This window comes from Tritonibacter sp. AK171, assembly GCF_030127025.1.
Classification (GTDB): Bacteria; Pseudomonadota; Alphaproteobacteria; order Rhodobacterales; family Rhodobacteraceae; genus Epibacterium; species Epibacterium mobile.
In genome coordinates, this window is the sequence record NZ_CP126134.1 from 462,460 (window position 1) to 476,954 (window position 14,495).

The window sequence follows — 14,495 nt, forward strand, 5'->3', positions numbered from 1 at the left end:
GCGTGATGGTTAATGCCCTGACACCGGAGCGGGCGCGGTACGGAATGCGGGGGGCACTGAACCGCGCCCCCGGGCTGCCTCGATCCAGATGAACGGCAGGGTGCCGTGGTGAGTGAGGCGACCGTCTCCTCTCTCAGCGCAACGGAGAATGAAACTATGCGGACAGCGGCGGCAGGCCATCTGTTTATATACGCGCCGGTTCCGGTCTACCGGGACGCAGACGCGCTTTATGTCGAGCGGCAGGCAGTGAACGGCCTGCGCCTCTGGTCGCGTCATTTCGCCCGAGTTACTGTTGTCATGCCGGAAAAAAATGCTGATGTGCCAAAGGGCTGGATGCCACTCGCGGAGGCGTTGAGCGAATTGCCGGACGTGCGGGTGGAGACCGTGCCTTCGGCCTTTAGCCCGCAGCATTTCTTGCGCGTATGGCCACGCGAACGCCGCCGTCTGAAGGCGCTTGTGGCGGAGGCCGATTATCTGAGTTTTGCCATTGGCGGGTTGTTTGGTGATTGGGGGGCAGTCTGTGCGCTGGAAGCGCTGCGTTTGCGCAAACGCTTTGCCATCTGGACGGATCGTGTCGAATCCGACGTTCTGCTCAGATCCCGCGAATGGGGTGATTGGAAACAGCGCCTGAAATCGCGCCTTTATCGTCGCCCCATGGCGTGGCTGGAGCGCACGCTGATTTCACGTGCCGATCTGGGCCTGTTTCACGGCAAAGAGACTTATGACGCCTACGCCGGTTTCAGCCGTAATCCGCAGTTGGTGCACGACATCCATATTGCCGGGGCGGATCACATCAGCGATCAGGCGCTGCAGGTCAAACTCAGCGAACTTCGCCAGAGGCCGCTGCGAATCGTCTATGCGGGCCGTGCCGAAGGCATGAAAGGCCCCGCCGATTGGATCTCCGTGCTGGAACGCCTCTCTGTGCTTAACGTGCCCTTCGAGGCGGAATGGCTTGGTGATGGCAGCTGCTTGCCAATGATGCGCAACCGTATCCGGCGTGCGGGCCTGTGCGATCAGGTGCGTTTTCCGGGGTTCGTCGAAAATCATGCAGATGTGCGTGCGCGTCTGCAGCGCGCCGATGTTTTCCTGTTTTGCCATAAAACCGCCGAGTCACCGCGCTGCCTGATCGAGGCACTTACCAGTGCCACGCCGATTGTGGGCTACGAGGGCGCTTATGCGCGGGATCTTATTGCCGGTAGCGGTGGGGGACTTCTGGTGCCGCAGGGAGATACCGAACGATTGGCACAAACGCTCGCTGTGCTGAGCGATGAGCGTGAAACCTTGGCGATGTTGATGCGCCGTGCCCATATGGAGGCTGCGCCGTTTACGGATGAAAAAGTGTTTGCGCACCGCTGTATGCTGATCCGGCGCTATCTGGCCCCGACGTCGCGCACATCGGGCCGTGGGCCCGGAGGGCGTGCTTTGCGGGTGGCCGCCGAAGGGTGAGGGGGGCTGCGCCTATTCGCGCAGCTCGTCCGCGTCTACGCCCCATAGGTTTTCCTTGCGCGTCCAGCCGGTGTGACCTCCGGCGGTGACCTCGCACCAGCTGGGATCACAGGCCCCCAGTTGCGCCACAACGCCAAGTTCAAAAGCGGCGACGACGGGTGCGCCTTCTTGAGGTCGGGCCCGCACCTGCAGCATGTCTTCTTCGATCAATACGGTGCGAATCCCCGACAAGAGCGCGTAATGCACCCAGCCGCCTTGTCCGTCACGGTCCTGCACCCGCCGCCAATGACCGTACTCGGCAGTTACCTCAAGTGGCATGCCACGCCGTTTAAAAACCCAGTCGATCCGGTGATTGAGCGAGGGCCCGCGGCGCACGTTTCCTTCGGCGGCTTTCATGGACACGAACCGAGGCAGCGGCAGGTTCGTCACCGGGCCGAGCTTTGGTCCTGTGCCATTGGTGCTGGCGCCATCCTGCGCTGCAGCCGCCAATGTTGCGCCCGCCAGAAAGCTGCCCATCAAAAGCACACATAGCGTCTGCCGCACAGCATTTGCTGCGCATAGGCCGCGATGGCGACCTTTTGTTTCAGTGATTTTCTGCACGGCCTCAATGCCCATCATTGTCCCGGGCGCCTTGTTTTTATGATCCCGCCACCCGCTGATCCTGCATCTGCTCATATCGTAACGCAAGCTCGGGCGGAAGGGTGCTTGTGCCCGCAATTATCTTGCGACACGATGCCATGGAATGGATCGACTTGCATAGCCCGAGGGAGAAGGCACGTGCCCAGAGAACGCCTGAGTGTTGTTGTTACGCGACGGTTGCCAGAGCCGGTGGAAACCCGCCTGAGTGAGCTGTTCGACGTGCGGTTGCGCACCGATGACACCCCGATGAGCCGCGAAGAGCTGGCCGCCGCCATGAAAGAGGCTGATGTGTTGGTGCCCACAGTCACCGACACGATCGACGCGGGCCTGTTGGGACAGGCGGGCGAACGGTTGCGGTTGATCGCAAATTACGGCGCCGGTGTCGACAATATCGACGTCGCGACCGCACGTCAGCGTGGCATTCTGGTGTCCAACACACCCGGCGTGCTGACAGATGACACCGCCGATATGACCATGGCGCTGATCATGGCCGTGGTGCGCCGTATTCCCGAAGGTCTCGCTATTATGCAGCGCGGCGACTGGGAGGGCTGGTCCCCGACGGCAATGCTGGGGGGGCGTCTGGCGGGGCGTCGTCTTGGTATCCTAGGGATGGGGCGTATTGGCCAGGCGGTTGCGCGCCGGGCCCGCGCCTTTGGCATGCAGGTCCATTACAACAATCGCCGCCGCCTGCGCCCCGAAGTCGAAGAAGAGCTGGAGGCCACCTGGTGGGAGAGCCTCGATCAGATGGTGGCACGGATGGATGTGATTTCGATCCACTGCCCGTCGACGCCTTCGACCTTTCATCTGATGAACGCCCGCCGCCTGAAGCTGTTGAAACCGGATGCCGTGATCGTGAACACATCACGCGGCGAGGTGATTGATGAGAACGCCCTGACACGCGGCCTGCGCGGCGGTGAAATCGCAGGCTGTGGTCTGGATGTCTATGAACACGGGACCACGATTAACCCGCGCCTGCGCGAACTTCCCAATGTGGTGCTGCTGCCGCATATGGGATCTGCCACGATTGAGGGCCGGATCGAGATGGGTGAAAAGGTTCTATTGAACATCAAAACATTTGAAGATGGGCATCGCCCACCGGATCAGGTGGTGCCCTCCATGTTGTAAGCGTAACACTCGGCGCGTTCCGGGCTGCGCGATTTGGGAGGAAGATATGAGACCGATATTCTGGAGCGGGGCGCTGTTGGCGTCCCTTGCAACGCCTTTGATCGCCCAGCAGGCCGCAGATTCGGTTGCACCGGAAACCGCAACCATCGGCCCCGGCGCGGCGGGCTTGGTGCTCTCTGATGCGGCATCTGCCGCGATGGCGTCCCGCAACGCGGGCGAGCCGGTGCTGGCGGATGATTGGATGGTCGCCGCTGCCAACCCGCTCGCGGTTGAGGCCGGTGCACGGGTATTGCACGAAGGCGGCACGGCAGCAGATGCGATGGTTGCGGTCCAAACTGTTCTGGGGCTGGTGGAGCCGCAGTCCTCCGGCCTCGGTGGCGGCGCTTTCCTTGTTTACTATGATGCCACGACTGGCGCGCTCAGCACGCTTGACGGGCGCGAAACCGCGCCGCTTGCGGCGACCCCGACCTTGTTTCAGGATCATAATGGCGAGCCGTTGAAATTTTTCGACGCGGTTGTGGGTGGTCGTTCCGTTGGCACGCCGGGCACACCGGCGCTGATGGAGACCGCACATCGCAAATGGGGTAAATCCAACTGGGGCGGGTTGTTTACCGATGCGATCCGGCTGGCAGAGTTGGGCTTTGCCGTGTCGCCAAGGATGGCGGAGTCGATTGCAAACGATGCGGAGCGCCTAAGCCGGTTCCCCGAGACCGCGGCCTACTTCTTGCCGGAGGGTGCTCCGCTGGAGGCCGGTCAGGTGATCACCAACCAGCCCTATGCCGATGTGCTGCGCCGCATCGCGATGGAGGGCACGGATGCGTTCTATACCGGCCCTGTCGCGGCGGACATCGTCCGCACGGTGCAAAGCGCAGCTGGCAATCCGGGCGTTTTGTCGGAGCTTGATCTGGCGCTCTATCAGGTGAAGGAGCGCCCGGCGGTCTGCGCCAGCTACCGCGCTTATGAAGCCTGCGGCATGGGTCCGCCGTCCTCTGGCGCGCTCACAGTGGGGCAGATCCTTGGCATGCTTGAACCTTATGATCTGGCAGCGCTTGGGGCGGACAACCCGGTCAGCTGGCGCTTGATCGGGGATGCCTCGCGCCTCGCCTTTGCCGACCGGGGCCGCTACATGGCCGATAGTGATTTTGTGCCGATGCCCACCAAGGGTCTGGTGGATGCCGAGTACCTCGCAGAGCGCGCAAAGCTGCTGCAAGGCGACACGGCACTGGACAGCGTCGCCCCCGGCACGCCCGCGTTTGACCACGCCCTGATCTGGGCCGATGACGAAAGCATCGAGTTCCCCTCGACCTCGCATATCTCCATCGTCGATCAATACGGCAACGTGCTGTCGATGACGACGACGATCGAGAACGGGTTTGGCTCACGTCTGATGACCAATGGGTTCCTGTTGAATAACGAACTGACCGATTTCTCCTTCCGCAGCCACAGCGATGGGGTGCCGATTGCGAACCGATTGGAGCCGGGCAAACGCCCTCGCTCCTCGATGGCGCCGACCATCGTGATGCAGGACGGCAAACCGGTTCTTGCGATTGGCTCTCCGGGCGGCAGCCGCATCATCGGCTATGTGGCCACCGCCATTGTGGGCTGGGCCGATTGGGGTCTCAACGTGCAGGAAGCGCTGTCGCTGCCACATGCGGTGAACCGCTTTGGCACCTATGATCTGGAGGCCGGCACAGAGGCCGAGTCCTTCGAGGCGGCGCTGACGGACATGGGATTTGAGGTTAACATCCGCGATCTCAACTCCGGTCTGCATGCAATTGAAATTGGTGAAGGCCTTAAAGGCGGTGCAGACCCGCGCCGCGAAGGCATTGCGCTCGGTCATTGAGGCGAAGGGGAGCAGGGGCTTTGCCCCTCCTGGCCTCACGGCCAGTTCACCCCAGGATATTTTGCGTTAGAAGAGGACTGAGTTCTGCTTCTCTTCTAACGACAAATATCCCGGAGCGCGAGGCAGAGCCTCGCATTTCAGACAGCTCAACGCGCCATGGGCTTGTGATGAAAAGACCATCGGCATAGAGTCCGCTCAATTGATTGTTAACAAGGCAAGTTACGTGTCACGCCTTGTTGATCCTTCGCACGTTCTGAAAGGACATCATTATGGTTCAGGCCACCACCTTGCCCCGCAATGAAGGCGGTATCAAAGCAGCAGTTGAGGCGCTTTCGGAGAAATTTGGCGACCGGATGCAAACCGGGCAGGCGTTGTGCGAACAACATGGGCACACCACCACCTGGATCGAGAACCAAGCCCCGGATGCAGTGGTTTTTCCAACCTCTCGTGAGGAAGTGTCCGATATTGTGAAGATCTGCGCAGAATTTGGCGTTCCGGTCATTCCGTTTGGCACAGGCACGTCGCTGGAGGGACATGTGAATGCGCCTGCCGGGGGGATTTGCGTTGATATGATGCGGATGGACAAGATCCTTGCGGTACACCCGGAGGATCTGGATGTGGTGGTGCAACCCGGGGTAACGCGGGAGCAGCTCAATACTTATCTGCGTGACCAGGGGCTGTTCTTTCCGATCGATCCCGGCGCCAATGCTTCGCTCGGTGGCATGGTGGCGACACGCGCGTCCGGTACCAATGCGGTGCGCTATGGCACCATGAAGGACAATGTTCTGAGCCTTGAAGCGGTGATGGCAGATGGCACCATAATTCGCACAGCATCGCGGGCGAAAAAATCCTCCGCAGGCTATGATATGACCCGCCTTCTGGTCGGCTCTGAGGGCACATTAGGCCTGATCACGGAAATCACCCTGCGTTTGCAGGGCATCCCCGAAGCGATCCGCTCGGCGCGGTGCTCGTTTCGATCGGTGGATGATGCCTGCCGCGCGGTGATGATGACCATTCAATATGGTATCCCTGTTGCGCGTATTGAACTCCTTGATGAAATGAGCGTCGGGGCGGCCAACCAACACTCCGGTCTGGATTTGCCAGAGGTGCCGCTGTTGCTTCTGGAGTTCCACGGCTCTGACGCGGGCGTCGTTGAGCAGGCTGATATGTTTGCTCAGATCGCCGAGGAATTTGGCGGTTTTGACATCTCTGCCACGTCGACCGCAGAAGAACGCAACAAACTCTGGCAGGCGCGTCACAATATGTACTGGGCCAGCCTTGGATTGCGCCCCGGTGCCAAGGGGATATCGACTGATGTTTGCGTGCCGATCTCGCGGCTGGCTGAATGTGTTTCTGCGTCTCGCGCCAAGGCCGAGGAGATGGGTCTGATGGCCCCGATGGTTGGCCATGTGGGGGATGGTAATTTCCACGCCCTCTTGCTGATCGATATGGAAAACGCCGAGGAACGGGCCAAGGCGGATGAATATGTCGGCTGGCTCAATGATCTGGCGATCTCCATGGAAGGGACCTGTACTGGCGAACATGGCATTGGACAGGGGAAACGCCCTTATCTGATCCGCGAGTTGGGCGAGACCACCCGGTTCATGGCAGCCGTAAAAGCGGCACTTGATCCCGACAATATCCTCAACCCGGGTAAAATCCTCAGCGACGGGTAACGCAGGAATAGGGAGGAAGCATGCGGCGGTTACGCCGCATCTTTTTTCCGATATAAGGCCCAAATTCTGCCTGATCCCACTGTTAACAGCGATAGTGGCAAAGAGGTGGGATGACATGTTTATCATCAGAAAATTACTTAGGCTGTTTAGGCTCTATACCTTCGTCTTGCTGTGCGGGATCGTGATGGTGGGTATCGACTACGACATGCGGGCAAAAGCGGTAGGACAGACGATTGGGACCTATGAACCCAATGCCTATCTTGCGACCCTACAGCGTCGGCTTGGTCGGCCGCAATCGCTTCAGCTATCCTCCGATGGTCGCATTCGTTCACCGGAAGAGCAGGTGACCTCCCCGCTGGATGTGGCGTTTCGCGCCCTGCGCGGCCTTGCGGTGGTCAAGGCGCAGATGATGGGACAGGATCTCAAGATGGAACAGGTGGTCCTGTTGCCTCCACCCGCGCCGACCACGCTCACTGTACCGCAGGACACAGAGGCCGCTTCAGCAGAAGAGAGCCCGTCTCAGCGTCCCTGTGTACGTCGCGGCAACGTGCTGAACTGCTAAAATTTAGCTGCGCGAAATTTCCTGTCGCCCGCCAAGGGTCGCGCTTTGCTTCGAAACTCTGACACGAAGTCGGTTTTGTCATTTTTTGCGTCGGACTGATTTCGCGTCTCTGCCACAGTCTGCGTCATAACCGATTCAATTGTGAATCAGAGAACTCGGAGAGCGGGCTCATGAAAACCCAAGTCAAAGCACTGGTCGTAGGCGGCGGCGCCGTCGGCACTTCGATTGCGTATCATCTGGCCAAGGCTGGTTGGGACGACGTCATGCTCATCGAGCGCGACGAACTTACATCGGGCTCCACGTGGCACGCCGCTGGTCTGCTGCCGCTGTTCAACATGTCCTATGCGACCACCCACATCCACAAATACTCGGTGGATTTCTACAAAACCCTTGAGGAAGAGACCGGCCTTAATGCGGGGTTTGCGGTCGTGGGCAACCTGCGTATGGCGCAGACGCAGGAACGCATGGACGAGTATATGCTCTATGCGTCCACCGCAGAGACCTGCGATGTGGCCTATGAGTGGCTGACCCCGGAGCAGATCAAGGAGCGCTGGCCGCTGATTGAGACTGGCGACCTCAAAGGCGCGATCTACCACACCGAGGATGGTTATATTAACCCCGCAGATGTGACCCAGGCGATGGCCAAAGGCGCCCGTCAGCGCGGCGTCGAAATTCACCGCAAACTGCAGGCCGATGCCTTTCACTGGACTGGCACCCATTGGGAAGTCACCTGCACCAAGATGATTGAGAAGGGCGGCAATCTCGTTGAGAGCGACGAGCAAATCGTCATCACCGCCGAGCATGTGGTGACCGCGTCCGGCAACCACGCGCAGCGCACCGCCAAGATGCTGGGCATCAAGATGCCCGCGATCCCGGTGGAGCACACCTTCATCGTCATGGACAAGGACCCCGAGCTGGTCAAATGGCGCGAGGCAGGTAACCCGGAGCACCCTGTCATCCGTGACGCCGACAATGAATCCTATGCCCGCGAAGAGCGCGGCGGCTGGATTCTCGGCATCTATGAACACGGCGCACCGGCGCGGTTCGAGCACGGCGTGCCGGACAGCTTCCGCGCGGACCTCTTCCCGCTTGATCTGGACCGGATTGCGGATCAGTACATGGCGATGGCCGAGCGTGTGCCCTCTTGCGCCGAATCCGGCCTCAAGGACGATTTCAACGGCCCGATCTGCTACACCCCCGACGGCAACCCGCTGGTCGGTCCGGCGCCGGGTCTGCGCAACATGTGGCTGGCTGAGGGCTTCTCTTTCGGGATCACAGCTGCGGGCGGCACCGGTTACTATCTGGCGCAGATGATGGTGGACGGTGAGGCTGAGATCGACATGGCGTCGCTCGACCCGAAACGCTATTCGTCGAACTGGATGACCACCGAATTCGCGGCTCGCAAGAACGAGGAATGCTACGAGCACGTCTACATCCTGCACCACCCGGACGAAGAACGCCCCGCCGCGCGCCCCCTGCGCACCGCGCCTGCGTTCGACCGTCAAAAAGCCCGTGGCGCTCAGTTTGGCTGGGTGAACGGCTGGGAACGCCCGAACTATTTCGGCCCTGTGGATGCGCCGGATAATTTTGACCACGACGCCCGTTCGTTCCGTCGCGGCGGCTGGTGGCAACATGCGGTGGACGAGGCCAAAGCGATCCGTGAGGGCGTCGGCCTTGTGGATGCAACCGCCTTCACCAAACACGTGGTCAAAGGCCCCGGTGCCACCCAATTCCTCGACTGGTTCACCTGTAACAAGCTGCCGAAGGTTGGCCGGATTAACCTGACCTACGCGCTGACCCAAAACGGCACCACCCGCACCGAATACACCATCGTGCGCAACGGCGAGAACAATTACTACCTCGTCTCCGCCGGGGCATGGTCCGAGTATGACGCCGATTTCTTGCGCAAGGCGGCAGAGGACAAGATGGAGGAGTTCGGCTACATCGAGATTCAGGATGTAACCACGCAGTGGGGCGTCTTTGCCATCGCAGGTCCGAAATCCCGCGATGTGCTTAAAGAGGTCATCAACGACGCCGACCCGGCCACCGCGCTCTCTAACAAGCGCTTCCCGTGGCTGTCGGCCAAGCAGATCGAACTGGGCATGTGCCCGGTGAATGCGATCCGCGTGGCCTATACTGGCGAGCTGGGCTGGGAGCTGCATCATCCGATCGAAATGCAGAACTACCTCTTCGATCTGCTGGAGAAGGCCGGCGAGAAGCACGGCATGAAGCTGGTGGGCGCACGGGCGCAGAACTGGCTGCGTCAGGAGAAATCCTACCGCGCCTTTGGCAACGAGCTGGGCCGGGATGCCACCCCGCTTGAGGCCGATCTGCCGCGCTTTGTGGACCTGTCCAAAGATTTCCACGGCAAGGCCAAGCTGGAAGAAACCGGCGTGCGGGTGAAATGTTGCACGCTGCTGATCGATGGGCCAAGTGATGCCGATCCGTGGGGCCGCGAGGCGCTCTATGCGGAGGATGGCACCCGCGTTGGTCGTCTGACCTCCGGCGGCTACTCCGTCGCTTTTGAGAAGTCCATCGGCATGGGCTACGTCAAACCCGAGCACGCGGTTGAAGGCACCAAGCTGAAGGTCAAAATGCAAGACAAGCTCTGGGATGCGGTTGTCACCTGCGACAGCCCCTATGACCCCAAGAACGAGGTCATCCGCAAGGACGGCTAACTCTGCAGCCTTTGCCTGCACTGGCGGGCTGTGGTGACGGAAATCTCCCTCAGGCGCTCCGGTACAACCGGGGCGCTTTTCGCTTGGTTACCCGGACGAATTGCGAAATAATGATGTGAGTGTTGCGGCGTCTTTGAACAGGGCGCCGGAGGTTAAAGAGACAGTGATCGCGAGTAAGTTCCTAGCCGTTTTTGCGGACATCCCAGCGCGCCGCCTTGATTCAGCCACCCGTGGGTTCTGCGTGTTGTTGCTCTTGGGGCTGGCCTTCAAAAGCGTGTTGCTGGCGCATTGGGCATTGAGCGCCATTTTGGTGGTTTTGGCCGGAATCATCCTGATCAATATGGTGGCGCTGCATCTGGAGCGCGAGGCTTTCGTACCTCTGTCAATTCTTGTGGCCGTACTGACCGCAACCGTGATCCTGACCACGTTCTACGTGGGTCTATCTGGTGCAACTTGGATGTTCCCAACCCTGGTGGGGCTGCGCTTTGCTGCGCCACCGTCGCAGTATCAACCAGCGCGGCTTGTGCTGATCGTGATGGTGCCCTTGGTGGTGCTTTATCATGGCGATGCTGGCAACGCGGGCCGGTTGCTGGCGGCGGGGATCATCACCTCTGCCTATCTTTGGCTTGCGGAGGGTGAGATCGTCTCGTTGCGCGCAAGGCTCGACGGGGACGAAGGCCGCGATCCTCTTACGCGGGCCTATTCGCGCGCGCGAATGGAACTGGACAGAAGCCTGATCGCCGACAATTTGCCCGTGGGGATTGTGGTGGTGCGGCTCGATGGGCTTATGGGCTTGCGCACGCAAGGAGAGGGCGCGCGCGCGGATGAGATCATGGTCACTGTCGCCGCCTCTATTCTGCCGCTTCTCAGCGCCCGCGAGCGTCTCTATCGGCTGAGCAACAATGAATTCATGATCGGCCTCGCAGGCTGGCGCGCGTTTGAGTGCTTCGAGTTGGGCCAGAAGGTCTGCAAGATCCTCCAGCCACAATTGCCGGAGGGCATTACGGCGCAGATCGGCGTCTCTGAGGTTAAGGCACCAGAGGATTTTGAGGCGGCACTTGATCTTGCGTCATCCATGGTCTCAAGCGGCTCAGACTACCGGCGCAACGCACTTTCGTCTGCGTTTTGATCTAACGCTGCATGTCGGCGTGCGAGACGATGCCGTCTCCGTCACGATCCAGACTATGGGCAAAACGGTCGGAGTGACGGTGAAATTCGCGCAGAGAAATAAACCCATCCGCATCGGTATCAGCAAACGTAAACGCATCAATGCGACCGGGACTTGCATTGTGCTCCTGATAGCCTTGCCCCATCTGACGAAAGCGGGCTCTGGCATTCTGCAGAGAACGGTCGAATTCTTCGGGATTGATCTTCCCGTCCCCATCGCGATCAATTTGGGTAAACTGCTGATTTCGCACCAATGCCACCTCGCTGACCGTGACCGTCCCATCGCCATCAAAATCGAGGCTTTCCAAAAAATCAGGATCCGCCCAGACAGATGTTGCCCCGAGGCTGACTGTGAGACAGAGAGACGCAAACAAGGGTCTGAGGCCGACAGCCTGCAGATCGGTGACGAAAGGGCGGAGGGTCTGAGCCATGGGGAACCTTGCAACTGCTGCTTGGTTTTGAATTAAGCGCGCAGTCGCCGTTTTTTGAGAGGCCCGTGTTACAAAACTGTCAAATTTTTGCACATCTCATGTGCGTGACAAAATCAAGCACAGGTTGTTGGCAGGCATCTCCACGGGGCTTGCAACACTCAATCCGGCCAGAGCGGCCCATTCCGTGACGGTTTCAACATCCTTGTACCCAATGTCGGGATCGTGTGCGGTGAGAGCGGCGTGAAAGTTCTGATCACCCTCGCTCACCAACAAGCCATCCCGTGCAAAGGGCCCATAAATCATAAAACGACCACCGGGGGCCAAGGCGGTGGCACTCTCCGACAGGAGCGTGCGCGCCTCATGCGCGCTGACCAGATGCAACAGATTGGCCAGCACGATCAAATCAAAAGGCCCGATCAGCGCGCCCCATCCTTGTGTTGTGGCATCAAGAGCTGCGGCGGGTGCGACGTTCTGCAGGCCCGCCTCGGTGACGTGGGCATCAACGCTTGCGCGGCGGCTTGGGTCAATATCGCTTGGTTGCCATTGCAGCCCGGGCATGGCTTTCGCATAGGCGACCACATGCTGTCCGGTGCCGCTGGCAATTTCCAATGCCTGACCTTTGGGGGGCGCGTGACGCTCCACGACCTCCAGAAGCGGTGCCAGATTGCGTGCCGCAGAAGGGGCAAAGAGCTTGCCGCCCTCACTCTCCTCGGCCACAGAGGCCTGTCCGGGAACCGATCGAAAGGGCATTATCGAAACCTCCCGGGGCATAGGGTGCGGACAATATCGGCGCTGATTTCGGGTGTATCGCCTGCCACCAGCGCGCGTAGCAGCCGGGCAGAGGCGGGGGCGCTTTGGAACCCATAGCCGCCTTGCCCTGCATACCACCAGAACCCCGCCTGAGCCGGGTCTTCGCCAAAGACAGGAACGCCGTCCGGCGCAAAGCTACGCAAACCTGCCCAGCTGGTTTCCAGTCGCGTGACGGGTGTGGTGACCATTTCCTCATAACGCGCAAGCCCTTCGGCCAGCACCATGTCATCGGCCCATGCGTCTTGTGGAAGTACGGGGTTCGCGTCGGCGGGGGAAACCAGCAGCTTTCCCGCCTGTGGCTTGGCGTACCATGCCTCATGCACGCCCATCAGCATCGGCCAGCCGTTCACATCATGGCCTTCGGGTGCGGGCAGCTGTGCCATGGAACGGCGCTTGGGCTGAAGACCCACCGGGGCCACGCCTGCCATCTCGGCAATGATATCGGCCCATGCACCTGCCGCGTTCACGATCTGGCGCGCGTCAAAACTGTCATTGCGGGTTTCGACCCGCCACCCTGCCTCATGGCGCGTGATCGCTGTGACCTCCTGCCGCGTGAGCGTCTTGCCTCCGCGTTGGCGCAGCAGTTTTGCCCAGTCCCCCATCAGCCGATCCGTGTCGATATCGGTTGCGGTTTCATGGGTTGCCGCAAAAGCAAGCGTTTCGGGGTTCAGGATCGGCACCCGTGCGCGTGCCTCTGCAACAGGGATTTCCTCCAGATCCAGTGTGGCCAGATCCGTTTCAAACCCCGCCCTTTGGTCGGCACGACCCACGAGCATCAATCCGCGCGGGCTGAGGTAGCTCTCGCGCCCCGCGCCGGGGGCCGTGAGATAGGCCCGGCTTGCCCGAGACAGCGCCTTAATCGCGGGCGGGCCGTAATCTTCTTCAAACATCGCCGCAGACCGCCCCGAGGCGTGATAGCCCAACGCATCCTCACGCTCTAATAAGAGTACCGAGCCGAGCTCTGCCAGATGCGCAGCTGCTGCGATCCCGGCCACCCCACCGCCGATGACAAGAAAATCGGTCATACCTCCTCCAGCCGATCGGTCGCGGGGGCAGGGCGGGGGCTCAGGGCCTCAATGCGGGCGTATAGCTCCGGGGACATGTCAAACTTTGTGGCTGCAAGCGAAGGGGCCAGCTGACTTGCAGACCGCGCCGACAGGATCGGAGCGGGGCGGGCGGGGTGATGCGCAGCCCATGCGACCGCCAGCGTCGCCGGGTCGGTGCCTTGCTCCTGCGCCAGTTGCAGAAGATCCTGCGCGGTACGGTGCATCCAATCCTGACCGTATCGGGCGCGATATTTCTCATCTTCGCTCAACCGTCCGCTGCCGCCCTTGGCGTATTTTCCGGTCAGAAGGCCACCGCCAAGGGGAGAGTATGGCACCGGCAGAATATTCTGATCGGCACACATGGGCAGGATTTCCACCTCAGCCTGACGTTTGACCAGTGAATACATCGGCTGCAACACGTCGATCTGAAGGCCAAGACGTGCGGCCAGCGCAACCGCCTTCATCACTTGCCATGCGGCAAAGTTGGAAAGCCCGACATGACGGATCAGCCCTTCTTGCTGCAGCTCCGCAAAACAGGTGAGCGTGTCCTCTAGTGGTGTCTCTGAATCGAAGCGGTGCAAATAGAGAAGGTCCACCTGATCAAGTTTCAGACGCGCGCGGCTTTGATCAAACTGCGCGCGCATATTTGCGGCGCTGGCCCCACCCGTGAAGCCCACTTTGGTGGCCACATAAAGGCTCTCCCGTTCAGCGGCGATCAACTTGCCAAGGATCTCCTCACTTGCCCCATCCGTATAGAGCCACGCGGTGTCGAAATGGCGCAGGCCCGCCTTCCGGCAGGCGGCATACATCTCGGACGAGGCCTGCGCATCGGCGCGGCCGCCAAACTGCATACAGCCAAAGGCAAAACGGCCAATCTCATGACCATCCAGGGTGGTGAGCGGGGGGCGGGGTACATGTGTCATGGCGCGGAGACTGACACGCGCCCGGAGGGCGCGCAACGCAGAGTTTAGCCCGATGCGATTTTGTGATCCAAAGTAGAAGTATCGCGGGCTTCACAATCCGGCAGCGGCAACGTGAGTGGATGTTTCAACCTTTAGCCGCTAGATCAAGG

General features: G+C 60.4%; 12 protein-coding genes. 7 read left to right on the plus strand and 5 right to left on the minus strand.

The window, feature by feature from the left end:
- Positions 1-156 precede the first annotated feature (156 nt).
- A complete protein-coding gene (locus tag QNI81_RS02195) occupies positions 157-1,446 on the plus strand; it encodes a glycosyltransferase (RefSeq protein WP_283967216.1) in 1,290 nt (429 codons plus the stop codon).
- 12 nt (positions 1,447-1,458) lie between these two features.
- Here the strand turns inward: QNI81_RS02195 and QNI81_RS02200 are convergent, their stop codons facing one another.
- Positions 1,459-2,064 (minus strand): SH3 domain-containing protein, encoded by a 606-nt coding sequence (locus tag QNI81_RS02200; RefSeq protein WP_283967217.1) that lies wholly within the window; start codon positions 2,062-2,064, stop codon positions 1,459-1,461.
- A gap of 159 nt (positions 2,065-2,223) precedes the next feature.
- Between QNI81_RS02200 and QNI81_RS02205 the strand changes: the two genes are divergently transcribed.
- From QNI81_RS02205 to QNI81_RS02230, 6 genes are all read left to right on the plus strand, one after another.
- Positions 2,224-3,210 (plus strand): 2-hydroxyacid dehydrogenase, encoded by a 987-nt coding sequence (locus QNI81_RS02205; RefSeq protein WP_005623130.1) that lies wholly within the window; start codon positions 2,224-2,226, stop codon positions 3,208-3,210.
- A 46-nt stretch (positions 3,211-3,256) separates the two neighbouring features.
- A complete protein-coding gene (ggt, locus tag QNI81_RS02210) occupies positions 3,257-5,053 on the plus strand; it encodes a gamma-glutamyltransferase (protein ID WP_283967218.1) in 1,797 nt (598 codons plus the stop codon).
- Positions 5,054-5,322: 269 nt separating this feature from the next.
- Complete coding sequence (locus QNI81_RS02215) at positions 5,323-6,729, plus strand: FAD-binding oxidoreductase (RefSeq protein ID WP_283967219.1); 1,407 nt, start codon at positions 5,323-5,325, stop codon at positions 6,727-6,729.
- A gap of 115 nt (positions 6,730-6,844) precedes the next feature.
- Positions 6,845-7,291, plus strand: coding sequence for a hypothetical protein (locus tag QNI81_RS02220; RefSeq protein WP_283967220.1), 447 nt, complete (start codon positions 6,845-6,847; stop codon positions 7,289-7,291).
- Positions 7,292-7,461: 170 nt separating this feature from the next.
- Complete coding sequence (locus tag QNI81_RS02225; protein ID WP_283967221.1) at positions 7,462-9,969, plus strand: GcvT family protein; 2,508 nt, start codon at positions 7,462-7,464, stop codon at positions 9,967-9,969.
- 163 nt (positions 9,970-10,132) lie between these two features.
- Complete coding sequence (locus tag QNI81_RS02230) at positions 10,133-11,098, plus strand: nucleotidyl cyclase domain-containing protein (RefSeq protein ID WP_283967222.1); 966 nt, start codon at positions 10,133-10,135, stop codon at positions 11,096-11,098.
- Between the two features lies 1 nt (position 11,099).
- Here QNI81_RS02230 and QNI81_RS02235 read toward each other — a convergent pair whose 3' ends face one another.
- The 4 genes from QNI81_RS02235 to QNI81_RS02250 all read right to left on the minus strand — a co-directional run bounded on the left by QNI81_RS02235 (position 11,100) and on the right by QNI81_RS02250 (position 14,346).
- Entirely contained in the window at positions 11,100-11,567 is a 468-nt protein-coding gene (locus QNI81_RS02235) for an EF-hand domain-containing protein (protein ID WP_283967223.1), read from the minus strand.
- A 96-nt stretch (positions 11,568-11,663) separates the two neighbouring features.
- Positions 11,664-12,317: a DUF938 domain-containing protein gene (locus tag QNI81_RS02240; protein WP_283967224.1), complete on the minus strand. Its 654-nt coding sequence runs from the start codon at positions 12,315-12,317 to the stop codon at positions 11,664-11,666.
- Entirely contained in the window at positions 12,317-13,402 is a 1,086-nt protein-coding gene (locus QNI81_RS02245) for an NAD(P)/FAD-dependent oxidoreductase (RefSeq protein ID WP_283967225.1), read from the minus strand. The genes QNI81_RS02240 and QNI81_RS02245 overlap by 1 nt, the downstream gene beginning before the upstream one ends.
- A complete protein-coding gene (locus QNI81_RS02250; RefSeq protein WP_283967226.1) occupies positions 13,399-14,346 on the minus strand; it encodes an aldo/keto reductase in 948 nt (315 codons plus the stop codon). The genes QNI81_RS02245 and QNI81_RS02250 overlap by 4 nt, the downstream gene beginning before the upstream one ends.
- Between the last annotated feature and the right edge of the window lie 149 nt (positions 14,347-14,495).

Excerpts from the sequence above, each read along its gene's own strand:
- QNI81_RS02200 (WP_283967217.1), bottom strand. The coding sequence starts at position 2,064 with ATGATGGGCATTGAGGCCGTGCAGAAAATCACTGAAACAAAAGGTCGC.
- QNI81_RS02195 (WP_283967216.1), top strand. The coding sequence starts at position 157 with ATGCGGACAGCGGCGGCAGGCCATCTGTTTATATACGCGCCGGTTCCG.
- ggt (WP_283967218.1), top strand. The coding sequence starts at position 3,257 with ATGAGACCGATATTCTGGAGCGGGGCGCTGTTGGCGTCCCTTGCAACG.
- QNI81_RS02225 (WP_283967221.1), top strand. The coding sequence starts at position 7,462 with ATGAAAACCCAAGTCAAAGCACTGGTCGTAGGCGGCGGCGCCGTCGGC.
- QNI81_RS02240 (WP_283967224.1), bottom strand. The coding sequence starts at position 12,317 with ATGCCCTTTCGATCGGTTCCCGGACAGGCCTCTGTGGCCGAGGAGAGT.
- QNI81_RS02250 (WP_283967226.1), bottom strand. The coding sequence starts at position 14,346 with ATGACACATGTACCCCGCCCCCCGCTCACCACCCTGGATGGTCATGAG.
- QNI81_RS02235 (WP_283967223.1), bottom strand. The coding sequence starts at position 11,567 with ATGGCTCAGACCCTCCGCCCTTTCGTCACCGATCTGCAGGCTGTCGGC.
- QNI81_RS02220 (WP_283967220.1), top strand. The coding sequence starts at position 6,845 with ATGTTTATCATCAGAAAATTACTTAGGCTGTTTAGGCTCTATACCTTC.
- QNI81_RS02245 (WP_283967225.1), bottom strand. The coding sequence starts at position 13,402 with ATGACCGATTTTCTTGTCATCGGCGGTGGGGTGGCCGGGATCGCAGCA.
- QNI81_RS02215 (WP_283967219.1), top strand. The coding sequence starts at position 5,323 with ATGGTTCAGGCCACCACCTTGCCCCGCAATGAAGGCGGTATCAAAGCA.